The organism is Actinoplanes solisilvae, from assembly GCF_003999975.1.
In the GTDB taxonomy this organism is placed as follows: domain Bacteria; phylum Actinomycetota; class Actinomycetes; order Mycobacteriales; family Micromonosporaceae; genus Actinoplanes; species Actinoplanes solisilvae.
In genome coordinates this window covers 26,978-49,153 of record NZ_RJAC01000040.1, presented here as the reverse complement: position 1 = coordinate 49,153, position 22,176 = coordinate 26,978, and the positions used below count along the sequence as shown (strand labels likewise).

The following is a 22,176-nucleotide window of genomic DNA, read 5'->3' as shown; positions in this document are numbered from 1 at the left end:
CGCCAAGCCCATGCCTTCTTCCAGCACCGCACCGACAGCCAGAACCTGACCACCGCCGCGCCCTGGACCTCACCCTGGCTGCCGCCGGGTTACGGACAAAACTTCTGGCCAGGCGCTTAGCTGCAACCAGCGGCCGGTGACCCACCACTTGCTCGCACCTGCTGCCCGGCAAGGCCGGGGCCGGGCACCGCAAGAAACCAAACGGCCCGGACCCCCACCATGCCGGGGATCCGGGCCGCTCAGCGAATATCAGCGGAGAAGCTTCCAGGGCCCACCCGGGGGCGTCTGGTTGCGAGTCCACCACTTGGCCTCGTACACGTGGCCTTGGAACTTGACCTGGTCACCACCGAGATAGATCGTCGACGGCGTCCACTCGCCCGGGTTGCCCGGCGCGATCTCCGACCACGGCCCGTTGGGCTTGCCCGGCTCCTGGTTGCGGGTGTACCAGAGCGCCTTGAACGTCTTGCCCTTGTGGGTGACGATCTCGCCCCCCTGGAAGATCCGCGACGGCGTCCAGATGATGTCGCCCGCTTCGGTCAGGGCCAGTTCCTGCCATGCCCCGTTCGGGTCGCCCGGCTTCGTGCCCTTGGCGTAGTACGACGCCAGGAAGACCTTGCCTTCGTACACCACCTTGTCGCCCGCGCCGTACACCTTGGTCGGGCTCCACGCCGCCGGCAGGTTCACTACCAGCTTCAGCGAAGTCGACGCGGCCTCGTAGAGCTCGCTGCCCGAGTACGCCACCGTCAGATCGTGGCTGCCACCCGCGAGCCCCGCCGGCATGGCCAGAGTCGCGCTGCCGCTTGCCAGGGCTGACGACGCCAGCACCTTGCTGCCTTCGCGCACCTCGACCGTACCCGTGGCTGGGCCGTTGACCTTGACTGTCACCTTCGCCGCCGTGCCCCAGTCGGTCGGGGCCGTCGTCGCGGTGACGGTCGGCTTGCCCTTGGGCGTACGGAACACCGCCGGCTGGGCGATCGACACGCCGTCGTCCGCGCTTCGGGCCGAGACCACCCAGGCGTACGCCGTGGCCGGCTGCAACCCCGACCAGGTGACCGACGCCTTCTCGCCCGCGACCAGGGTGTCCTTGCCGATGACTCCGCTCGGCACGTAGGCCGCGAATGAGTCCGTACGGAAGGAGGTCTTGCGGGTTGTCAGGTCGACCGGGAGCGTGAGGTTGTCCTCGGATCCGTTGTAGCGCGGCGTGTTCTGGCTGCCGTCCTGCCGGATGTCGTACTCGGTCGCGCCGAAGTTCTTGAGGTACGGCGAGTACGTGTCGATGTGCAGCTCGGAGCGGTCGACGTCGAACTGCAGCAGGCGCAGGAAGCTCGCCCCGAACTGCAGTCGGTCGGTCGCCTTGTGGTCGATCTTGCCGTCTCCGTCGACGTCGATGTTGCCGTTCGCGTCGACCTTGTCGGGCCACAGCTCGCCGGTCGCGACCGTGTAGAACTGGTAGTCCGCCAGCAACTCGACCACGTCGTGGGTCTTGGTCACGCCGATGCCGGTCTTCAGGTTCGTGCCGACGCCGTGCTCGTGTCCGGCCAGCACCAGGAAGACGTTCGCGTTGTCGCTCACGACCTGCTGGTAGAGCGCCGACCCGTCCGGGTCACTGAAGGCCGCGCCGCGTCCGTCCTTGTTGGTGGACGGCTTGAGGTAGTCGTGCGAGAGCAGGATGCCGTTGCGGTCCTTGAACTTCTTGAAGATGCCGTCGGCCCACTGTGCTTCCGCGCGCGTCACCCCGTACGACAGACCGACCGCCACGAAGTCGAGCCCGCCGGCCGAGAACAGCACGTAGTTGTTCTGGTTGTCCTTGCCCGGCGTCACTGTGCCGTCGGCGTTGGTGACCTCGTCCCACGCGTGGTACGACGCGCCCTTGGGCCACGCCTTCGACGCGCCGTAGTAGCGCGGGGCGCTGAACGTGCGGCTGAACCGCGACTCCGGGCCGGTCTCGGCGCCGAGCTGGTTGTCGTGGTTTCCGGCGATGACCTGGTTGACCAGCCCGCTGTCGTCGAGCACCTTCTGGTTGCCTGAGGAGACCGCGAACTCCTTGTCGACCTGCTCGTTCAGGCCCGGTCGCAGCAGCGAGCCGTCGGCCTTCTTCGCCAGCGGGTCGTAGTAGTCGTTCTCGATGACGTCACCCGTGTGGGCCGCGTACGCGATCTTCTTCTCCGCCGAATTGTCGGCGATCCACTGGGTTTCCATGCGGTACGCCGCTTGCCACACGGCCTGCTCTTCGGCGGTCTCCACGTCGGACGGCTCGTTGACGCCGTCCCAGTCGTTGTACGTTCCGCCGGCCGCGCCCTCGGTGATGTACTGCGTGTCGGTGAAGTGCGCGAGCGCGAAGTCGTACGTGCTCGGGTCTTCGAAACGGTCCTTGTCGTTCTGGGCCGTCTCGTCGCGCGGCGACAGGTCGTCGGCGAACGGGTCCTCACCGGTCACCAGCACGTGTACGGCGTTGCCGTCGCGCAGCTCCTTGGGCAGCGCCGCGGTCAGCACCGTGTTGCCCTGCTCCTTGCCGCGGGCACTGGTCAGCGCCGTCCAGCGGGAAGCTGCCTTGTCCCACACGCGCAGGGCCACCACGCGGGCCGGGTCGATCGTGCCTTCCCAGCGCAGCGTCGGCTGGCCGGTGCCCTCGAAGCTCAGATCGTAGCGCTGGAACACCACGTCACGGCCGGACGGCGTGTCGACCGTCTGCCCGTCGAGCGGGCGCAGCGAGTCGAGCTTGACCGTCCCGTCGTGCGCCACGTCGAGCGTGGTCGGCACGGCGTTCGCCACACCCTGATATCCGGCGGTCGGCAGCACCACGTCGGCCTTGGTGAAGGTCGCCGTGAGCGGGGTGCCGTCGTCGCCCGGGATGAGCGCGGACAGCGTCGCCGAGGTCGCCGAGCTGTCGACGTCCGCCGTCAGCGACGTGGGTACGTCCGGGATGCTGGCGCTGGAGAACTTGATCTGCCGCACGGCAGTGTTGCCGAGCGTGTCGGTCACCGCGACCGCGATCGTGTGGTCACCGGCGGGCAGCCCGTGGCCGATCTCGTCGCCCTCCTTGACGGCCTTGCCGTCCAGCGTGATCGCCGGGGTGCCGGCCACGCCCGACGCGTCCTTGACCTTGACGGTCAGCGCGACGGTCGAGGTGAGCCGCTGCCCCTCGGCCGGCACGCTCTCGGCCACCTCGGGGGCGGTGTTGTCGACGGTGATGTTCCGGGTCGACGTCTTGTCCCCGGCCACGGCCGTGATGGTGTGCGACCCGTCGGCCACCTTCGCGGTGTCCAGGTCGGCGCGGCGGCCGAGCGCGGCGGGCAGGGTGCCGTCCGCGTTCGTCACCGAGAAGACCAGCGCCAAATCCTTTGTCGCGTTGTGGCTGCTTCCGCAGGTGCCGTCACCGAAGTAGGCCGTCAGCGGCGTCCCGGCCGGGTAGGTGGCCGAGCCGATCGTGACGTTCGTGCCCGCGGTCATCCGGGTCACCCGGCTCGCCGTCGCGCCGACCGGGGTCAGCTCGAAGTCGCGCATCGTGAAGTCGTCGTAGTTGTCGCAGCCGCCCGCCTTGGCGCTGCCGTGGTCGCTGCCGGCGACGATGCGCACGACGTTCATGCCCGGGACCAGCCACTCGTTGGGGAACGCCAGGTCGGCGGTCTCCTTCTCCCAGAGGCCCAGGTCGAGCGGGATGCCGTTGACCAGCACCCGGTTGTCGTAGCCGGCATCAGAGCCGTTGCCGCCGATGAAGACCCTGAGGTGGGCGTCGCCGCCACTGCCCAACGTCTCGACCGTACGGGTGGTGGGCGCGCCCGCGATGCCGAAGTGCAGCTCGAGGTCCTTGATCGGGCCGCAGGTGCCGTCGCCCAACGCGATCGACTCGGCGGTCGTCTCGGCTTTGCTCTCAGTCCCGCCGGTGGTGGTGACGACGTACGTGGTCCCGGCCGTGACGGTTCCGGCGGTGCTCAGCGACAGCGCCGCCGAGCTGCGGGTCACCTTGAAGTCGTCGTGGTTCGGGCAGGTCGCGCCGTTGGCCGTGCCGTTGTAGTCGCCCGTACGCACCTGCACGACGTTGTCGCCGTTGCGCAGGAAGCGGGCCGGGAACGCCAGGCTGACCGACTCGGCGCCGCTGACACCGTGGTCGCCGCCCAGGTCGACGCGGTTGCCGTTGACCAGCACGTAGTTGTGGTAGCGGCCCTCGACGGAGTTGCCGGCCTCGACCGTGAAGCCGAGCGTGGCGGTTCCCGCGGCCAGGACCTCGTCGTTCTCGGCCGGCTGGCCGTCGATCGCCAGCGCGCTGACCGGGTCTTTCGCCCCGACCGGGGGCGCCGCGACGATGCGCTGCACACCCTTGACCCGTACGCCGTCGGCTGGGCTGATCTTGGCGGCGCCGGCCTGGTCGTTGTTGACCCGCACCTTCACGGCCGCCGTGGCACCGGAATTGGTGACCGCCGCGACCGTGTGCTCGCCGTTGGACAGCTTGGTGGTGTCCAGGTCGGCGCCGAGCCCCGCGGTGCCGCCCACCTCGCCCGAGACCACGAAGGTCAGCGGTTGGCTCAGCAGCTTCTTCGAACTGCCGCAGGTGCCGTCGCCGAAGCTGTAGCTGAACGCGTTCTGCTCGCCGTCGGCTACCACGCCGAGCAGACCCAGACCCATGCTGCTGAGCGCGAAGTCATCGTAGTTCGGGCAACGCAGACCTTCACCGTACGGCAGGGTCTCGACCCCGACGGCGGTGGCGCTGGTCGTGTCGACCCAGTTCGCGCCGGCGTACGCGGTCAGGGTGTTGACCCCGTCGTGCAGCCAGTCACCGGGAAAGTCCAGAGTGCCGCGTACGCCACCGGCGATGTTCGGCAGGTAGAGGCGCTCAGCCTCGGCGGTGTGGCCGTTCACGACCACGTAGTTGTGGTAGCGCGCCTCGGTGCCGTTGCCGCCCATGTCGAAGCTCAGGTGCGCGGTGCCGGCGTTCTTCGCCGACTCCACCGCCTGGCCGTCGACGGTGAGCGAGACGATCGGGTCGCCCTCGGTCACCGGCTCGGCGTTCACCTTCACGGTGCCGCCGAGAGTCTGGCCGTCGCTCAGATTGAGCACCGGCGCCGAACCCGGGGTGCCCGGCTCGGCGCCGGCGGACGGGACTGACCCGAACTGCGCGGCGGCGAGAGTGGCCACCACGAGCACGGGCCACAGGACACGTGTCCTGCCCATGTGGGTGTCTCCTAACTCAGGTGTTTCGATTGCTTCGATCTGTTCCGGCGACGCCAGAACAGGAGGGCTGCCAGGGCTGCCAGGGCCGCGGCCGCCGTTATTCCAAGGGGCCATTTGTGGCTTTTGGACTCGGCGTTGCTCAGCTTCCACTCGTGCGTCGCGGTGTCGGCCTGGTAGACGGCGCGTTGTCCGCCCGGCCCGGTCGCGAGAGTGCGATAGGCGGGGTGCAGGTCCAGCAAGGTGCGTACGGCGACGTCGACCTTGCCGACGGCGGCAGGGCAGGTGAAATCGACGGTGGCGCCGCGCTTGGCCAGCTCGGTGGGCGGTTCGACGGTTCCCGCGCACTTCTCCCCGCCGCCGGTGACGACAATCTGCCGCAGGAGGTAGTCGGCGAACTGACCGGAGGGGGCGATCGCGGCCTCGTCGGAGTCCTGATAAAACACGGCACCGTCGAGAAAGACCCGGTCCTCGGGCAACACGCCGATCTTCACACCGAGCAGCGTCAGGTCATCGAGGCCGCCGACCTTCCACTTCACGCGTACGACGTGGGGGCGCGCGGGGTCGGCGTCGATGGCGACGGTTTGAGGATCGCCGAAGGGGTGTGCCTGAGCAGGCACGGGCGGCCCGAGCACCACTCCGACGAGGACGAGCAGTGCCAGCAGGGCCTTGCGGTACACGTTGGAACTCCGATCCGGCCCACGAACAGCGAGCCGGATGCTGACTCTGTCGACCCCCGTCGACTTCCAGGTCTTTCCCAGTTGATCAGCAGGCGAACTTTGGACATCTTCCAGCGCTTTTCACAGCGCGCCACCGACGTCCATGCCGCCACCCGCACCGCCGCCCGCCGCCCGCCGCCCGCCGCCCGCACCGCCGCCTGCTGCCAGCACCGCCGCCTGCTGCCAGCACCGCCGCCTGCTGCCAGCACCGCCGCCCGCCGCCAGCACCGCCGCCCGCGCCCCACCCGCGCGCGCCCCAGTGATCGTTTGCAGATCCTTCAATGACGGTTTTCAGATGGCTCCGTGATCGCTTTCAGATGGCGGAGAAGGATCTTCCCCGGGTTCTGGATGCGTCGTTTGGCGGCTAGAAATGCCGTCGTGTTGGCAGACGTAAAGCAGATCGTGGAGAACGCGGCGAAGCTCGCCGCCGATCCACTGTGGTCCTGTTCCGACAAAGAGCTGCTCGCAGCCCTACACGCCGCCCACCGGCTGGAGCAGGCCGCCGCCGTCCTGCAGGTGCGCCTCGTCCGCGAGGCCGCAGGCCGAGGTCTGCCGAAGACCCACGGCGCGAAAACCATTTACGGTTGGCTGCGCGGCCTGCTGCGCCTCGACCCTCAACCAGCTCGTGAATTCGCCGAGCGCGTCACCGCCCTCGCCCACAAGCCGGCCGTGGAACGGGCGGTCCTCGACGGCCGGGTAGATCTCCGTCAAGCCGCCGTCATTGCCGCAACGGTCGGCAACCTCCCCGACACCCTCGGCGAGGTCGACTCACCCACCACCCCGGTCAGCCTCACCGAGACCCGCCGAATCACCGAAGAGGCCCAGGACAAACTGGTCGAGCTGTCCGCTCAGCTCCCCGCCCACCTGTTACGCAAGGCCGGCGAACGAATCCTGGCCCACGTCGCCCCCGAGTTGGCCGACCGCGCCGACGAGCTTGCGCTGGAACGCCAGCAGGCCCGCGCCCATAAGAAGCGCCACCTCACTCTGGCGTTGCCCGTCGACGGCCTGGCCCGCCTGTCAGGCCTGCTGGACGCGGAAGCCACCGCCATCCTCCAGGCCGCGCTGCACCCACTGTGCCGCCCGATCCCCGACGACGACCGCCTGATGCCCCAACGCCGAGCCGACGCCTTGGTAGAGCTGTGCAACCTGGCCCTGCGCACAGGCAGCCTTCCCGCCGACGGCGGCGAACCGCCCCAATTGACCATCAAAATCGACTACAACTCCCTGAGCGCCGCCCTGGACCTCGCCGACCCCAACGGCACCGGCAGGCCCCCTGCCAGCACCAGCGGCCCCACAGATAGCACCGCACATCCGACAGGTAGCACCGCACGTCCGACAGGTACCGCACATCCGACAGGTAGCACCGCCCGTCCAGCAGGAAGCACCGCCCGCCCCGCAGGTGGCTCCGGTCAGCCCTCGGACGACACAGGCCGACCCTCGGACGACACAGGCCGACCCCCGGGCGACAGTGGCCAGTCCTCGGATGACACCTTCGATACCGCGACCGGCTCCAGCGGCACCGGAACCACGAGCGACCCGGCCGAGAACGATGGCGGTGCCGTGGGTGCCGCCGACGCTCACCATTTCCCGCCGTTCACACTCGGCTCCGGCACCACTGACACCGGCCAACGCCTGTCCGCCAGTACCATCCGCCGACTCGCCTGCGAAGCCCGCCTGCTACCCGCCGTTCTCGGCGGCGAAGGACAGATCCTCGATCTCGGCCGAAGTCGACGGCTCGCCACCGCCGCCCTACGCCGCGCGCTGCACATCCGTGACGGCGGCTGTGCTTTCCCATCGTGTGATCGTCCCCCACGATGGACAGACATCCATCACATAGTCGAATGGTCACTCGGCGGCCTGACAAGCCTCGACAATACGGTCCTTTTGTGTCGCCATCATCATCGCCTCCTCCACCACCCGACGGCCGGATGGCGAGTCCGCCTGGGCACTGATCGACGCCCCGAGTTCATCCCGCCGCCAACGGTCGACCCCCACCAGGTTCCACGTCGCAACCACTACCACCAACGCAATTAGGGCCTGCCCGTCCGAGCAAGGTGTCGCCCTGCCCCCGCGCGTTCCACTGCCGCGTCCTGGCAACCGCACTCTCAACCAACCCGTGCCCAGCTCACGGCGCGCGCACGACCAAATCGTCGTCGAGACCGGCTCGCCCGAACCGCCCCCGCCCAGATCGCCCCTGCCCGGCACGCCCCTGCCCGGCACGCCCCTGCCCAGATCGCCCCTGCCCGGCACGCCCCTGCCCGGCACGCCCCTGCCCGCAGCGTCGAGGCCGGGGCGTCACGCCTAGACCGCCGTCTCGCCCCGCCACACGGTGACAGCCTGGCCGCTCAGACGGACGCGGGCGCCCTCATGACGGATCCGCAGAACGCCGGTGCGGGCGGAGAGCTGCTCGGCGACAAATTCCGTGATGCCGAGGCGGGCCTGCCACCAGCTGGCGATCGTGCAGTGAGCCGAGCCGGTCACCGGGTCCTCGGGGACGCCCAGCGCTGGGTAGAAGCAGCGACTGTAGGCGCGGTTGTCGAAGGTCGTAACGATCAGACCACGCCCGTCGAGCCCGGCGACGGCGGCCAGGTCGGGGGTGAGCGCTCGGACTGCGGCCACGTCGGGCACCTCGACGAGGATGTCCGAGACGCCTCGGCCGGCGGCGACGATCTCGGCACCGGCCAGGGCCTGACGCAGGTGCGGGTCGGGGGTCAACGGCGTGGCCGGGTCGGCGGGGAAGTTCAGCTCGATCCAGCCGTCGGCGGCGTGGTCGCAGCTCAGCCTGCCGCTGCGGGTGTGGAAGACGGCGGGGCGGGCCAGCACGTGGGCGGTGGCCAGGGTCGCGTGGCCGCACAGGTCGACCTCGGCGGCGGGGGTGAACCAGCGGAGGTCCCACTCGCCGTCGTCGGCGCGGGGCACGGCGAACGCGGTCTCGGAGTGACGCATCTCGGCCGCGACCTGTTGGAGCCACTCGTCGTCGCGCCAGCGGTCGAGCAGGACGACGCCGGCCGGGTTGCCCCGGAACGGGACGTCGGTGAACGCGTCGACGACGTAGACCCGGGTCACGGGCGTACACCGAAGACCCCGACGACGTACACCCCGGTCACGGGCGTACACCGAAGACCCCGACGACGTACACCCGGGTCACGGGCGTACGCCCAGGTCGTCGAGGGCCTTGACGAAGCGGTCGACGTCGTCGTGGGTGCTGCCCAGGCCGAAGCTGGCGCGCAGCAGGCCACCGGTGTCGCAGGTGCCGGCGCCGCCCAGACGGCGTACCAGGGGGTGGGCACAGAACAGGCCGGCCCGTACGCCGATGCCGTAGTCGCGGGCCAGGCGGTCGGCCACGCCGGGCGCGTCGGGGACGGCGAAGGAGACGATGCCTACGCGGGGCTGGCTGCCGCCGAACAGGGTCAGTGCGCCGTCGATGCCGGCCAGGAGGCTCTGTTCGTGTTCGAGGATCGCGGCGCGGTCGGCCTGCAGCAGGGCCTCGCAGACAGCGGCCAGCGAGATCGCGCCGATCAGGTTGGGGGTGCCGCCCTCGTGACGGGCGGGGCCGGTCTGCCAGACCACGTCGCCGGTGGCGTCGCCGACCGAGGCGCTGGCACCGCCGCCGCGCAGGTAGGGGTCGGCGGCGTCGAGCCAGTCGCCGCGGCCGGCCAGCACGCCGGCGCCGAACGGGGCGTAGAGCTTGTGGCCGGACAGGGCCAGGTAGTCGGCGCCGAGTTCGTCGAGGTCGACCGGCACGTGCGGGGCGAGCTGGGCGGCGTCGACGAGCACGCGGGCGCCGTGGGCGTGGGCCACATCGGCGAGACGGCGGACGGGCCAGATCTCGCCGGTGACGTTGCTCGCGCCGGTGACCGCGAGGAGCGCGGGGCCGCGTACGGAGGAAAGCGCAGCTCGCGCCGCCTCGACCGCCGCGTCAGCCGAGTGGGGCGCGGGGAGGCGTACGGGTGAGGGCCAGGGCAGCAGGTTCGCGTGATGCTCGCCGTCGAAGACGATCGTGGTCGTGCCGGCGGGCAGGGCGCGGGCCAGCAGGTTCAGCGAGTCGGTGGTGTTGCGGGTGAAGATGACCGAGTCGTCTGGGCGGGCGCCCACGAACTCGGCGACGATGTCGCGGGCCCGTTCGTATTCGAAGGTCGACCGCTGCGAACGCAGGCCGGCGCCGCGGTGCACGCTGCCGTAGTACGGGAGCAGGTCGCGTACGGCGTCGGCGGCGGCCCGGACGGCCGGGGCGGAGGCGGCGTAGTCGAGATGGGCGAAACGCACGTCGGTGCCGCCGGGGAGGGTGACGGTCAGGTCGGCGCCGACGATATCGAGACGGTCGGACATGGGGAGACCTCCGGAGGCTCGCGCTTGCCCGCGCCCGGGCGGGCGCAGACCTGGTCCTCACCCGGGGCACCCCATCGCGAACGCAAGGGTTGCCGGCCAGCAAGCCGGGGCTACGCGCTGGCACTCATGACCTGCCGCCGAGCGTAGCACCCCCATTTCTCGCCTCATCTCCTACCGCGGCGCTTCCTGTCGGTCGATCCCCGAACGCCTCTATCTCCTATCGACAAAGTATGCTTATGTTGTTTGTATGGGCAAGCAAACTTGGGCCGAGTGTCACGCCGAGCACGAGCGCACCCTCGCCGACCCCCACGGATTCCTGGCCATCACCAGCCTCAACTTCCTCGATGCCACCCCGCGGCGCTTCCCCGACGCCCCGGGCGAGTGGAGCATCGGTCCCGCGGGCGAGAGGGCGCCGGCTCTCGACGCCACAAGCACCGACCCGGCGGACGGGGAAGCGCCGGTTCTCAACGACAGCACCACCGCCGCGGGCGGGAAGTCACCCGGGAATGACGTCGTCATCGTCGACCTCGCGGACGGCGAATCGCTCACCCTGGACGGCGTCGAGATCACCGGCCTGTACGCCTTCCATGAGCTGGCCGAGCGCGGCAGCGTCTTCCCGTTCTTCGGCGACGCCGCCGTCGAGGTCGCCAAGCGGGGCGGTTTCCACATCGTCCGGCCGCGCCACCCCGCCAACGAGCTGCGCGTGAACTTCCGGGGCGTGCCCGCCTACGAGCCCACCGAGAAGTGGGAGCTACCGGGCCGCTACGTCCCGTTCGACGAGCCGCGTGAAGTCACGGTCGGCGCCGCGGTCGAAGGCCTCGAGCACGTGTACGAGTCCCCCGGCCGGGTCGAGTTCGAGGCGCTGGGCACCTCTCTAGCGCTGACCGTCTTCAACGGACGGACGCCGGGCTCGTTCTTCGCGCTGTTCACGGACGAGACCTCGGGCGTCACCACCTATGCCGCGAACCGCAGCCTGGCCATCGACGCGCCGGCCGCCGACGGCACGGTCACGCTCGACTTCAACCGGGCCACGAACCTCGTCTGCGCCTACACCGACTACGCGACGTGCCCGCTGCCGCCGGCCGAGAACCGCTTGCCCGTCGCGGTCGAGGCCGGCGAGAAGATCCCGTACGAGCGCCTGTGACAGCCATGCATCTGGCTCTGGATCTCGGCGAAGCGAACGACGTCTCGGTGGCACGAACCGCCGAGGCGGCCGGGTTCGCGTTCGTGACCTTCGAAGATTCGCCCACGAGCCGGGGAATCGAGGCCGGCGTCCGCGCGTCGTTCCTGTCCCGGCACACGACGCGGCTCGGCCTCGCACCCCAACTGCACGTCACCGTCACCGAACCGTTCCACCTCGCGACCCAACTCGCCTCGCTCGACCACGCGTCACTCGGCCGGGCCGGCTGGGTCGTCGGGGCGGTCAACAGCCCTGAGGCGTAGTACGACAAGGCCGTCGCCTACGCTTCTGACCTGCGGGAACGTCTCGCGCGCTATGGCCGTAGGCCCGAATCTCCGCGCATTTTGCCCGGGGCCTCGGTGATGCTCGGAGACACGCCCGGCGACGCCGCCGAGAAGGCCGAGTGGCTTCAGCGCGAACAGACGACCGGGCCGCGCGCCATCGCGTTCCTCGAGCAATATTGGGGCAAAGACCTTTCCGGGTACGATCCTGACGGTCCGCTGCCCGACGTCGAGCCGGCCGAGGGTGAGCTTGACCCGTCGCGCGGCACGATCCCGATCGAGTTCCGCCGCGGCAAGCTGGAACGCGTCGCCGAGTGGCGGCGGTCGGGCCTTTCCATCCGAGATACCGTGATCAGGGTGAACCACCGGCACAGCGCCTTCGTCGGCACGCCCGGCCAGATCGCCGACGAGTGGACCCGATACGTGGCGACCGGCGCCGTCGACGGCTTCAACCTGCTGCCGCAGGAGCTGCCCGGCACCATCGAGGACGTCGTCGACAAGCTCGTCCCCGAACTGCAGGAGCGCGGCGTCTACCGCACCTCGTACTCGGGAACGACTCTGCGTGAACACCTGGACCTGCCGTGACGGTGTTCCAAGACGTGATCGTGGTCGGCGGCGGCGCGATGGGCTCGGCCGCGGCGTGGTCGCCGGCCCGCCGCGGGACCGAGGTGACGCTGCTGGAACGGTTCTCGCCCGGTCACGCGTTCGGGGCATCGCACGGCGCTTCCCGCATCTTCCGGCTCGCGTACGCCGAACCCGACTACATCGCGCTGGCCCGCCGGGCCCTCGACCTGTGGCGTTCGCTTGAGGCGGAGACCGGCACGTCGCTGCTCGACCTGACCGGCGGCGTCGACCACGGCCTGGTCGCGCCGATCACGGAGATCGCCGACGCGCTGGCCGCAGCCGGGGTTCCGGGGCAGTGGCTGCAACTCGGGGAGGCGGCCGCCCGCTGGCCCGGGCTGCGCTTCACCGGTCCCGTGTTCTTCCACCCGTCGAGCGGCCGCCTGCACGCCGACAACGCGGTCGCCGCGCTGCAGAAGACGGTTCCCGACGTCCGCTACGAAACCCCGGTGCTTTCCGTGACCGTGCGCGGCGACGACCACGTCGAGGTGGTCACCCCCGACGGCGCGCTGCACGCGAGGCGCGTGGTCGTGGCGGCCGGCGCGTGGACCCCGAAACTGCTGCCGGGCCTGCTGTCCGTGCGGGTCACCCAGGAGCAGCCGGCCCACTTCGTCCCGCTCGACCCCGCCGCGGAGTGGCCGAGCTTCATCCACCACCGCCCGTCGCTGGGCGTCTACGGCCTGGCAACTCCCGGCGAGGGCATCAAGGCGGGCTTCCACGGCACCGGCCCCGAAACCGACCCCGACCACCGCGACTTCGCCGAGGAGCCGGTGTACGCGGCCAAGCTGCGCGACTACGTACGCGAGTGGATCCCCGGCGTCGACCCGGACGCGGCCACCCCGATCAGCTGCACCTACACCACCACGCCGACCTCAGACTTCGTCATCGACCGGGCAGGCCCCGTGGTGGTGGCGGCCGGCTTCTCAGGCCACGGCTTCAAGTTCACCCCAGCCGTCGGCGAACTGGTCGCCGACCTGGTAACCGGCGGCGAGACGCTGCCACGGTTCCGCCTCAGCCGCGAGTCCACGTAGGAACCAGAGCCTTCGACCGATGCATGGCCTGCATCACCTCTGCTAGAACCATGCCCATGCCAAGCAGGTCGACGGCGGAGATCGTCGAAGAGGTCCGTACGAAGTTCGGTGAGCGATTCGTGCCGGCACGGCAAGCAGCCGAGGACGAGGTACGCGCATTCATCAACGCTCATCTCGGCGCGATGGACGCGGCGCGAATCGTCGAGCTGGGAAGGCTCATCAACCGGCACGAGATCGCCGGGCGCGATCGCTATGACCGGTTCTCACCCGGTTTCACGGGCGCCATCATGGAAAGACTGGGCCGCGATCCCGAAACGTTCAACCGGATGGTGTCTCGGTTGTGGCGCGACCCGGAGGAAAACGCGCTCGCCGTTCTCGGTGAGGTCTATGCGAATCGTCGGCTCTTCCCACACGCGGGCTCATCCCTGCCAAGCTTCCTCCTCTACCTGCGCGATCCCGACCGGTTCGGCATCTGCGTCAACGCGACGATGAACGGCCTCGCCGTCCAGACCAGCACCGGGTACCGGGCCACCGGCCTCGAGGAGTACCAGCGGTTCTGTGCCGACCTGCGGGACTGGCGTCAGCGGCACCGAATCGCCCCGCAAGAAGCCGACGCGATCCTGACCACTGTCATGAGATACGCGCGTGAGGAATCCGCTGAGGCCGGTGAAGTGACGGTGGAGCCGGTTGATCCCCATCGGCTCACCGCGAACGAGGTCGCGGCGCTTTGCTATCTGCCGGTCGAGCTGATCGATCAATGGGCGGCTGCGCTGCGCACCGGCATGCGGCAGGCGGTTTTTCACGGCCCGCCCGGAACCGGCAAGACTCATGTCGCGATGCTTCTCGCCCGCCACCTGGCCAGTTCGGCCGAGCACATCGAGGTCACCCAGTTCCATCCGGCCTACTCGTACGAGGACTTCATCGAAGGCCTGCGCCCGGAGACTGAAGCAGCCGAGCTGAAGTACGTCGTACGCGATGGGGTTTTCGCGCGGCTCTGTGCGAGAGCGTCGATAGCTCCGGACGAAACCTTCGTCCTGATCATCGACGAGATGAACCGGGCCGACCTGGCCGCGGTCTTCGGAGAATTGCTGTACCTGCTCGAATATCGCGGGACCGGCAAGGTCACGCTGCCTTATTCGCAGCGCACTTTCACAGTCCCGCCCAACGTGTTCCTGCTCGGCACGATGAACACGGCGGACCGCAGTCTGGCCCTGCTCGACTTCGCTCTGCGCCGGCGATTCAACGCCTTCCCACTGCTGCCCGACGCGGCCGTACTCGAACGATGGACGGCCGCGAGGTCGGCTGACAACGCGGAACTCGCCCTGGGAGTGTTCCGGCTGATCCGTGACCGGGTCGGTCATGACACCCCGGTCAGCCCCGGACACTCGTACTGGATGACCGAGCGCTTGGATGCCGCCGCGGCGGAGCGGGTCTGGGATTATCAGCTGCGGCCCTACCTGGCCGAATACTGGTTCGAGCAGCCAGCCGAGCTGAAGCGGCTCGACGGCGACGTCCGCTCACTGATCGCGGAGCTCGCCTGACGTGCTCCGAATGGTGGAATACGCGACCATCACGGTCGAATTGGAACCGGCTGAGGCGGTCGAGCTGTCCCGGCTGTCTCGGGGCACGAGGTCGGGTGACGGACGGCCGCGTGTCATCGAACGTGTCGCACCGGCGACGGCCCCTGGATCTTACGAGGTGACTCCGGGGCCCTATGTCGGAAGGTTCCGCCTGAGCAGCGGCCGAGTGGTCGACATCGGTAGTCGCTTCCCGTTCGCCGACATGGCGGTCCTGCTCGAGCTTGGTCACCGCGCGACCCTGTTGCACGACGACATCGCGGTCGCCGCCGGCGGTCACGGACTGATGGACGTCATCGCGACAGCGTTCTGTCGCGAGGCCGCCCGAGTCACTGGGCAAGGCCTCGCGAAGGCCTACGAACAGCGAACCTTTCTGCGGCCGCCGTACCCGGGTGCGCCGTCGGTGTCAGCTCAGCTCAGGGTGCATGCCGGACGGCCGGACCGCCTAGCCACCCGCGCCAGCCGGCTCACCGTGAACGTCCCGTTGAACCAGGTGGTCGCAACCGCACTTCGACGCTTATTGACGCTGACGTACTCCGACAAGAGCCTCACTCAACGCCTGCGCGCCCTTGCCCCGGCCTTCCAGCGCGTCACCGAAGTCGCGGGCCGACCACCCGAGACCCGCGAGGTACCAGCTCGGTATCGCGACATCGTTCCTCTGGCACGGCTCATCCTCGAAGGGCAGACGGCTCTTCCTGTCAGCGACGAATGCGCCGGGGCCAGTGTGCTGTTCTCCATGACCAAGATCTGGGAGGCATATGTCGGTCGTTGGCTGAGCGCCCGGTGGCCCGGTTCGACCATTTCCGGCCAGCACCGGATCACGCTGACCGACAGCAGCCCTGATCGAGCGGGGTGGGCTGACTTCGTGGTCCTGGAAGCGGACGTTCCGGTTGCCGTTTACGACGCCAAGTACCGGCCCTGGCGTGCCGGGCCGAGCACCGACGAGATCTACCAGCTTTATACATACGCCCGTCGTCTCGGGATCACCCACGCCGCGCTCGTCTATCCGGCGGCTGAGGAACGGCACGCGTCGACCACGGTCGACGAGGTGACGATCGAGAGCTATGGAGTCCCCGTACGCCAGGTGAACTCGGGCTCGTAGCCGAGCAGGCGGCGGGCCTTGTCGATGGAGAGCAGGGTCTCGTGTTCGGCCAGGTCTTTTGTTACGGGCAGGTCGGGGAAGACCTCGGCGGCCAGGGAGGCGCTTGATCGGTTCATCACGGTGTCGGCGTTGGCGATGATGAAGACCTCTACGCCGCTTTCCTGGTAGGCCAGGGCTCGGCGGACGGCCTGCGCGCCGTCTCGGGCGTCGATGTAGGCCCAGGCGTTCCAGGATCGCAGGCGCGGGTCGGCGTCGTAGGAGGGGAACGCCTCGTAGTCGGCGGGGTCCATCACGTTGGAGAAGCGCAGGCCGATCATCGTCAGGGCCGGGTCCCAGCGGCAGTATTGCTCGGCCATCTGTTCCTCGAGGTGCTTGGCCAGCGAGTACGACGAGTTCGGGCGGGGCGGGTAGTTCTCGTCGACGGGTAGGTAGGGCGGAGGCGTGCGGTCGAAGGGCAGGCCCAGCACGGTCTCGCTGGACGCCCAGACGACCGTCTTGATGCCGGCCAGCCGCACGGCCTCGAAGACGTTGTAGGTGGCGCGGATGTTGTTGTGGAAGGTCGCCGCGTTGGGCAGCAGGCCGGGGGCGGGCACGGCGGCCAGGTGGACGACGGCGTCGATGCGGTCGTAGCGGTCGTCGACGGCGGTGAGGGCGCCGGCCACCTGGCCGAAGTCGGTGAGGTCGATCTTCGTCCACGGGGCGGACGGGGTCGGCGGGGGCGTCTGGTCGAGGTTGACGACCTGCTGGCCGTGGTCGAGCAGGTCCTGGACGACGGCGCGGCCGAGTTTGCCGCTGCCACCGGTCACCGCGATACGAGCCATGACCTACTTTCTACTCCTGCGACGAGCGGCCCCGCGGGGCGGGCAGGGCGGGGCGGCGCGAGCGGGGCGGGCGGGGCGGCGCGAGCGGGGCTACTCCTTCGCGAGGTGGGCACGCAGGGCGGCGGAGATCTCGCCGGCCGCGACGATCTGCTCCGGCGTCAAGGCGTCGACGAAGATCTCGCGGATGTCGCGCAGGTGGGGGCGGTTCGCACCCTGGAAGAGTTCGAGCCCGGGCGGGGCCAGCACGACCTCGGCGCCGCGGTTGTCGGTCAGGCACTCCTCGCGGCGGATCAGGCCGCGCTTCTCCATGCGACCGAGGTGGTGGGACAGGCGGCTGCGCTCCCACCCGATCGTCGCGGCGAGTTCGGACGAGCGCATGCGGTTGCCGGTGGCCTCGCTGAGGGCGAGCAGCACGGCGTAGTCGCCCGGGGAGAGCCCGGAGGCCTGCTGGAGCCGGGCCGACATCGCGGCGCGCACCGCCTCGCCGGTCTCGGTGTAGTCACGCCAGATGCGCAGTTCCTCGCGGGTGGGGAACCGCCGTTGCCGAGTGGTCACGGCCACACCTCCTGTAGTTGACGTGTCAATCGTAGCGAGCATAATTGACACGTCAATCAGCTTGGAGGGTCATCATGACCGACATCACCTTCGGCCTCGACACGTTCGGCGACGTGCCGGAGGACGACCACGGCAACCTGCTCTCGTACGGCGCGACCATCCGCCAGGTCGTCGACGAGGCAGTGATCGCCGACCAGACGGGGGTCGATGCTATCGCGCTCGGCGAGCACCACCGCCCGGAGTACGCGATCTCCAGCCCCGAGACCGCGCTCGCCGGCATCGCGGGCAAGACCGAGCGCCTCATCCTCGGCTCCGGTGTCACGGTCCTGAGCTCCGACGACCCCGTACGGGTGTTCCAGCGCTTCGCCACCCTCGACGGGCTCTCGAACGGCCGTGCCCAGGTCATTCTCGGCCGCGGCTCGTTCACCGAGTCGTTCCCGCTGTTCGGCTACGACCTGGCCGACTACGACAAGCTCTTCGAGGAGAAGATCGAGCTGTTCGCCGAGCTCGTCAAGGAGAAGCCGGTCACCTGGAGCGGCACCACCCGCCCGCCGCTGGTCGACGCCGACGTGTTCCCCAAGACCGACTCCGGCCACCTGTCGACCTGGGTCGGCGTGGGCGGCTCCCCGCAGTCGGTCGTACGCACGGCGCGCTACGGTTTCCCCTTGATGCTGGCGATCATCGGCGGGGCGCCCGAGCGCTTCGCCCCGTACATCGATCTGTACAACCGCGCCGCCGACCAGCTCGGCACCGTGGCGCACCCCGTCGGCATGCACTCGCCCGGCTTCATCGCCGACACCGACGAGGAGGCCGTCGAGGTGTTCTACCCGCGATTCAAGGTGATGCGCGACAAGATCGGCGCGCTGCGCGGCTGGCCGCCGCTGCGCCGCTCGGAGTTCGAGCACGAGGTGCGCGACGGTTCGCTCTACGTGGGCTCGCCCGAGACGGTCGCCCGCAAGATGGCCCGCGCGATCAAGGCGCTCGGCGTCGGCCGGTTCGACCTGATCTACGGCAGCGGCTCGACGCCGGTCAGCGCCCGGCTGCGCGCGGTCGAGCTGTTCGGAACGAAGGTGCTCCCGATGACCAAAGACATGCTGGCCGACGCATGACGACCATCGGCATCCTCGGCGCCGGCAAGGTGGGCACGGTTCTGGCCCGCCTGGCCGTCGCCGCGGGTTATCGAGTGCTCATCGCCGGGTCCGGTGACGTCTCGAGGATCAGGTTGATCGTCGAGGTCGTCACCCCCGGCGCCGAGCCCACCACCGCCGCCGACGCGGCTGCCCGGGCCGACGTCGTGGTGCTGGCCCTGCCGCTGGGCAAGCACCAGAGCCTGCCGGTCGAGGCGCTGCGCGGCAAGCTGGTGATCGACGCCATGAACTACTGGTGGGAGGTCGACGGCTTCCGCGACGACCTCACCGACCCGCGCACGTCGTCGAGCGAGACCGTGCAGGCGTTCCTGTCCGGTTCGCGGGTGGTCAAGGCGTTCAACCACATGGGCTACCACGACCTCGAGGAAGGCGCCCGGCCCGCGGGGACGCCCGGACGCAAGGCGATCGCCGTCGCCGGGGACGACGAGGCGGCCGTCGCCGAGGTGGCGAAGATCGTCGACGACCTCGGCTTCGACCCGGTGCTGGCCGGTCCGCTGGCCGAGGGCGTACGCCTCGAGCCCGGCGCCGACGCGTTCGGCGCGAACGAGACGGCGGAAGAGCTGCGCGCCATGCTCGACCGCTTCCCGTCCTCGGCGAAGGGCCGCGCAGTGGCCGAGGCCCGAGCCACCGCGAACTGAGCCCGAGCCAGCGCGGGCCCCGATCAAGGGCGGCGGGGCGATCAAGGGCAAGCCGTGAGTTAAACCAGGTCGCAGGCGTGGCAGGAGACACGACGCCACGGGCAGCCGCAACGGCGAACCCTCGCGCAGAATGAGCGAGTGAGCCTCCAGGCGCCCGAGACGGCGACTCCGCACGAGCGGCCGCGCCGCCACCCGGTCAAGGGCGCCATCGTGGTCGGCGCCCTTGGCGTCGTGTTCGGCGACATCGGCACGAGCCCGATCTACACCCTGCAGACCGTCTTCAACCCGGCCGACCCGCACCCGGTTCCGATGACTGAAATCAACATCCTCGGCGTCGTGTCGACGATCTTCTGGACCGTGATGATCATCGTGACGCTCACCTACGTCACGCTCGTCATGCGGGTGAACAACGACGGTGAGGGCGGCATCATGGCCCTGATCACGCTGTTGCGCCGGTGGGGGTCGTCCAGCCGGAGCCGCAGCGCGGTGTTCCTGGCACTACTAGGCATCTTCGGGGCAGCACTGTTCTTCGGCGACAGCATGATCACGCCGGCCATCTCAGTGCTGTCGGCGGTCGAGGGCCTCGAGGTGGTGCGGCCGGGCCTCGAAGACATCGTCGTGCCCCTCACGGCGGTCATCATCGTGCTGCTCTTCGCGTTCCAGCGCCGTGGCACGGCGACAGTCGGCCGGCTCTTCGGGCCTGTCATGATCGTCTGGTTCACGGTGATCGGCGCGGCCGGCGTCTACGGCATCACCCGGGAGCCCCGCATACTCGAGGCACTTTCCCCCACGTACGCCATAAGGTTCCTGACAGGGAACTTTGAGATCGCTTTCTTCTCGCTGGCCGCGATCGTGCTGGCCGTCACCGGAGCCGAGGCACTCTACGCGGACATGGGCCATTTCGGGCGGAAGGCCATCATTCGCGGCTGGCTCGGTCTGGTGCTGCCCGCCCTGACGCTCAGCTATCTCGGGCAGGGGGCGCTGCTGATCGGCGACCCCGGCCACGTGGACAGCCCGTTCTTCCTGCTCGTGCCGGGCTGGGGACGGCTACCGCTGGTGGTCCTGGCCACGCTGGCCACGGTGATCGCGGCGCAGGCGGTCATCACGGGCGCGTTCTCAGTCGCGTCCCAGGCCGGTCAACTCGGCTACCTGCCGCGGCTACGGATCGCGCACACCTCGGACACGACGATCGGCCAGATCTACGTGCCGTGGATCAACTGGCTTCTGATGGTCGCGGTGCTCGTGCTGGTATTCGCGTTCCGCACCTCGTCCGCGCTGGCCTACGCGTACGGCATGGCCGTCGTCGCCACGATCGCCATCACGACCCTGCTGTTCTTCTATTTGGCTCGGGTGCGCTGGAAGACGCCGCTGTGGCTGGTCCTCGTCGGCGCCGGCTTGCTGCTCGCGGTCGACGTGCTGCTGTTCGCCGCGAACCTCACCAAACTGGTGCACGGCGCATGGCTGCCGTTGCTGATCGGGCTGGCCGCCTTCACGGTGATGACCACGTGGGCGCGCGGCCGCACCATCGTCACCGCCGAGCGGGACAGGGCCGAGGGTTCGCTGCCGGAGTTCGTCAACGAGATGCAGAACCACGAGCCGCCGCTGATCCGGGTGCCGGGCACCGCGATCTTTCTGAACCGCGGCAGCGAGACCGCCCCGCTCGCGTTGCGGGCCAACGTCGACCACAACCACGTACGCCATGACCACGTCGTCATCCTGTCGATCGAGACGCTGCCCGTGCCCCGCCTCGCCGAGGACCAGCGCATCATCGTCGACAACCTCGGGTACGCCCGCGACGGCATCACGCACGTGACGGCGCGCTTCGGCTACGTGGAGACGCCCGACGTGCCCGCCCTGCTACGTTCGCTGAGCGACGAGCAGACCGAAGGCCCGATCTCGATCGACGACGCGTCCTATTTCCTGTCGAAGATCGAGCTCGTACGCGGCCCGTCGCACGACATGGCCACGTGGCGTAAGCGCCTCTTCATCGCGACGTCGTTCATCACGGCGGACGCGGCGGAGTTCTTCAGCCTCCCCCGCGACCAGACGGTGATCATGGGTTCACGGATAGAGGTCTGAAGTGCCGCAGCGTCGCCTCGGTCTTGGTGACCTGGGGCTCGTCGTCGGGCACGATGCCGTGGGCCCGCAACGCGCTGGAGGTCTCGTCGGCCACCTCGGCGGCCCGGCCCGAAGCGCAGCGCGTCGAGATCTCGGCGACGATCGAACCGTCGGGGAACGTCCACTGCTCGGCGACCAGCGGGTGGTCGCAGGCGGCCAGGTCGATCCGCGCGCGCTTGACCTGCACCGGCCCGAACGTGAGCAGCGTGTCGAGAGGCACATTGGCGTACGCCGTGAGCAGGCGCCTCTGGCGGCTCGAGAGCAACCGGGCCAGCGGCTTGCCCGCGGCGACCGCACGCTCGACCTCGTGCCGGGCGAGGCGGCGCTTGAGCGCGCCTGAGCAGGCGTAGTTGTCGGGGAGCGCGTCGATCTCGACAGCGAAGCCGTCGTCGTTGCGCAGCCACCCCGGCAGCGCCTTGGGCAGCACCGGGCGCAGTTTCACCACGGCGTCGCCGGCGCGGCCCTTGGTGCTGCGGACGCGGACGATGAGGCCGTGCTGCTGGAGGGCGAGGTCGACGGTGTCGAGGAAGTAGACCCGGCGCGACAGGCCGCGGTCGAGGTCGGCGCCGAGCGAGCGCAGGTCCCGGTCGGAGACCGCCACCTTGAGCTCGACCTTGGGAACCTGGCCGGTCATCGGAGGCTGCCAGAAGCCCCTGGTCATCACTGCTTCAGTCACTGCACGCCCGCATGAGTTGTGGTCCGCCAAGCCGACCGGCGGTTTCCCGGATCGACCCTCACGAAACGTAGCCGCCCTTCCCGTAGTCGCGCTGTTAAAAATGCTGTTAACCCTCTGTTCACCCTGGAGGACCTCCAGCTTTACCTGAAGGCCCTCGGTCGTCCATCCTACCCTGGCCCCCGAGTTGCCGCGTCCGGGCAGCTCACGAGCCACT

16 protein-coding genes, 2 pseudogenes and 1 riboswitch are annotated in these 22,176 nt (G+C 69.4%); of the genes and pseudogenes, 11 read left to right on the top strand and 7 right to left on the bottom strand.

Annotated elements, in window-relative coordinates; genetic code table 11:
* Positions 1–120: pseudogene (locus EER30_RS49860) on the top strand (IS630 family transposase); the annotation flags it as partial.
* A gap of 129 nt (positions 121–249) precedes the next feature.
* Here EER30_RS49860 and EER30_RS44180 read toward each other — a convergent pair.
* Both EER30_RS44180 and EER30_RS44175 read right to left on the bottom strand, forming a co-directional pair.
* Positions 250–5,169: a carbohydrate-binding protein gene (locus EER30_RS44180; RefSeq protein WP_164842747.1), complete on the bottom strand. Its 4,920-nt coding sequence runs from the start codon at positions 5,167–5,169 to the stop codon at positions 250–252.
* A gap of 11 nt (positions 5,170–5,180) precedes the next feature.
* Entirely contained in the window at positions 5,181–5,846 is a 666-nt protein-coding gene (locus EER30_RS44175) for a hypothetical protein (RefSeq protein ID WP_127508491.1), read from the bottom strand.
* A gap of 417 nt (positions 5,847–6,263) precedes the next feature.
* On the opposite strand from EER30_RS44175, the gene EER30_RS44165 reads away from it, so the two are divergent.
* Positions 6,264–7,919, top strand: a complete 1,656-nt coding sequence (locus EER30_RS44165) for an HNH endonuclease signature motif containing protein (protein WP_240670711.1) — start codon at positions 6,264–6,266, stop codon at positions 7,917–7,919.
* Positions 7,920–8,186: 267 nt separating this feature from the next.
* Here EER30_RS44165 and EER30_RS44155 read toward each other — a convergent pair whose 3' ends face one another.
* Complete coding sequence (locus EER30_RS44155; protein WP_127508484.1) at positions 8,187–8,951, bottom strand: PhzF family phenazine biosynthesis protein; 765 nt, start codon at positions 8,949–8,951, stop codon at positions 8,187–8,189.
* A 78-nt stretch (positions 8,952–9,029) separates the two neighbouring features.
* On the bottom strand, positions 9,030–10,214 hold the full coding sequence (locus tag EER30_RS44150; protein WP_127508481.1) for an aminotransferase class V-fold PLP-dependent enzyme: 1,185 nt from the start codon (positions 10,212–10,214) through the stop codon (positions 9,030–9,032).
* 15 nt (positions 10,215–10,229) lie between these two features.
* Positions 10,230–10,346, bottom strand: a riboswitch (SAM riboswitch).
* 115 nt (positions 10,347–10,461) lie between these two features.
* Here EER30_RS44150 and EER30_RS44145 point away from each other — a divergent pair.
* The 6 genes and pseudogenes from EER30_RS44145 to EER30_RS44120 all read left to right on the top strand — a co-directional run bounded on the left by EER30_RS44145 (position 10,462) and on the right by EER30_RS44120 (position 16,006).
* Positions 10,462–11,358 carry a DUF1684 domain-containing protein gene (locus EER30_RS44145; RefSeq protein WP_127508478.1) on the top strand — a complete coding sequence of 299 codons (897 nt, stop codon included), beginning with the start codon at positions 10,462–10,464 and terminating at the stop codon, positions 11,356–11,358.
* A 5-nt stretch (positions 11,359–11,363) separates the two neighbouring features.
* Positions 11,364–11,657 carry an LLM class flavin-dependent oxidoreductase gene (locus EER30_RS44140; protein ID WP_127508507.1) on the top strand — a complete coding sequence of 98 codons (294 nt, stop codon included), beginning with the start codon at positions 11,364–11,366 and terminating at the stop codon, positions 11,655–11,657.
* 24 nt (positions 11,658–11,681) lie between these two features.
* Positions 11,682–12,260: pseudogene (locus EER30_RS44135) on the top strand (LLM class oxidoreductase); the annotation flags it as partial.
* On the top strand, positions 12,257–13,327 hold the full coding sequence (locus EER30_RS44130; RefSeq protein WP_127508472.1) for an FAD-dependent oxidoreductase: 1,071 nt from the start codon (positions 12,257–12,259) through the stop codon (positions 13,325–13,327). The pseudogene EER30_RS44135 and the gene EER30_RS44130, both read left to right, overlap by 4 nt.
* A gap of 56 nt (positions 13,328–13,383) precedes the next feature.
* Positions 13,384–14,868 carry an McrB family protein gene (locus tag EER30_RS44125; protein ID WP_164842746.1) on the top strand — a complete coding sequence of 495 codons (1,485 nt, stop codon included), beginning with the start codon at positions 13,384–13,386 and terminating at the stop codon, positions 14,866–14,868.
* A 10-nt stretch (positions 14,869–14,878) separates the two neighbouring features.
* The gene (locus tag EER30_RS44120; RefSeq protein WP_127508466.1) at positions 14,879–16,006 is read left to right on the top strand and encodes an McrC family protein; all 1,128 of its coding nucleotides are present in this window, start codon (positions 14,879–14,881) and stop codon (positions 16,004–16,006) included.
* Here EER30_RS44120 and EER30_RS44115 read toward each other — a convergent pair.
* Both EER30_RS44115 and EER30_RS44110 read right to left on the bottom strand, forming a co-directional pair.
* A complete protein-coding gene (locus EER30_RS44115; RefSeq protein WP_127508463.1) occupies positions 15,967–16,827 on the bottom strand; it encodes an NAD-dependent epimerase/dehydratase family protein in 861 nt (286 codons plus the stop codon). The genes EER30_RS44120 and EER30_RS44115 overlap by 40 nt on opposite strands.
* A 90-nt stretch (positions 16,828–16,917) precedes the next feature.
* Complete coding sequence (locus EER30_RS44110; RefSeq protein ID WP_240670710.1) at positions 16,918–17,382, bottom strand: MarR family winged helix-turn-helix transcriptional regulator; 465 nt, start codon at positions 17,380–17,382, stop codon at positions 16,918–16,920.
* A 74-nt stretch (positions 17,383–17,456) separates the two neighbouring features.
* On the opposite strand from EER30_RS44110, the gene EER30_RS49220 reads away from it, so the two are divergent.
* From EER30_RS49220 to EER30_RS44100, 3 genes are all read left to right on the top strand, one after another.
* Complete coding sequence (locus EER30_RS49220) at positions 17,457–18,491, top strand: LLM class flavin-dependent oxidoreductase (protein WP_240670709.1); 1,035 nt, start codon at positions 17,457–17,459, stop codon at positions 18,489–18,491.
* On the top strand, positions 18,488–19,168 hold the full coding sequence (locus EER30_RS49215; protein WP_240670708.1) for an NADPH-dependent F420 reductase: 681 nt from the start codon (positions 18,488–18,490) through the stop codon (positions 19,166–19,168). The genes EER30_RS49220 and EER30_RS49215 overlap by 4 nt, the downstream gene beginning before the upstream one ends.
* Positions 19,169–19,306: 138 nt before the next feature.
* Positions 19,307–21,247, top strand: a complete 1,941-nt coding sequence (locus EER30_RS44100; protein ID WP_205650689.1) for a potassium transporter Kup — start codon at positions 19,307–19,309, stop codon at positions 21,245–21,247.
* Here the strand turns inward: EER30_RS44100 and EER30_RS44095 are convergent.
* Positions 21,222–21,920, bottom strand: coding sequence for a CYTH domain-containing protein (locus tag EER30_RS44095; RefSeq protein WP_240670707.1), 699 nt, complete (start codon positions 21,918–21,920; stop codon positions 21,222–21,224). The two genes, EER30_RS44100 and EER30_RS44095, sit on opposite strands and share 26 nt — an antisense overlap.
* Between the last annotated feature and the right edge of the window lie 256 nt (positions 21,921–22,176).

Bases quoted from the DNA above. Each gene is read 5' to 3' on its own strand.
- EER30_RS44180 (WP_164842747.1), bottom strand. From the start codon at position 5,169: ATGGGCAGGACACGTGTCCTGTGGCCCGTGCTCGTGGTGGCCACTCTC.
- EER30_RS44150 (WP_127508481.1), bottom strand. From the start codon at position 10,214: ATGTCCGACCGTCTCGATATCGTCGGCGCCGACCTGACCGTCACCCTC.
- EER30_RS44145 (WP_127508478.1), top strand. From the start codon at position 10,462: ATGGGCAAGCAAACTTGGGCCGAGTGTCACGCCGAGCACGAGCGCACC.
- EER30_RS44140 (WP_127508507.1), top strand. From the start codon at position 11,364: ATGCATCTGGCTCTGGATCTCGGCGAAGCGAACGACGTCTCGGTGGCA.
- EER30_RS44125 (WP_164842746.1), top strand. From the start codon at position 13,384: ATGCCAAGCAGGTCGACGGCGGAGATCGTCGAAGAGGTCCGTACGAAG.
- EER30_RS44120 (WP_127508466.1), top strand. From the start codon at position 14,879: ATGGTGGAATACGCGACCATCACGGTCGAATTGGAACCGGCTGAGGCG.
- EER30_RS44115 (WP_127508463.1), bottom strand. From the start codon at position 16,827: ATGGCTCGTATCGCGGTGACCGGTGGCAGCGGCAAACTCGGCCGCGCC.
- EER30_RS49220 (WP_240670709.1), top strand. From the start codon at position 17,457: ATGACCGACATCACCTTCGGCCTCGACACGTTCGGCGACGTGCCGGAG.
- EER30_RS49215 (WP_240670708.1), top strand. From the start codon at position 18,488: ATGACGACCATCGGCATCCTCGGCGCCGGCAAGGTGGGCACGGTTCTG.
- EER30_RS44095 (WP_240670707.1), bottom strand. From the start codon at position 21,920: ATGACCGGCCAGGTTCCCAAGGTCGAGCTCAAGGTGGCGGTCTCCGAC.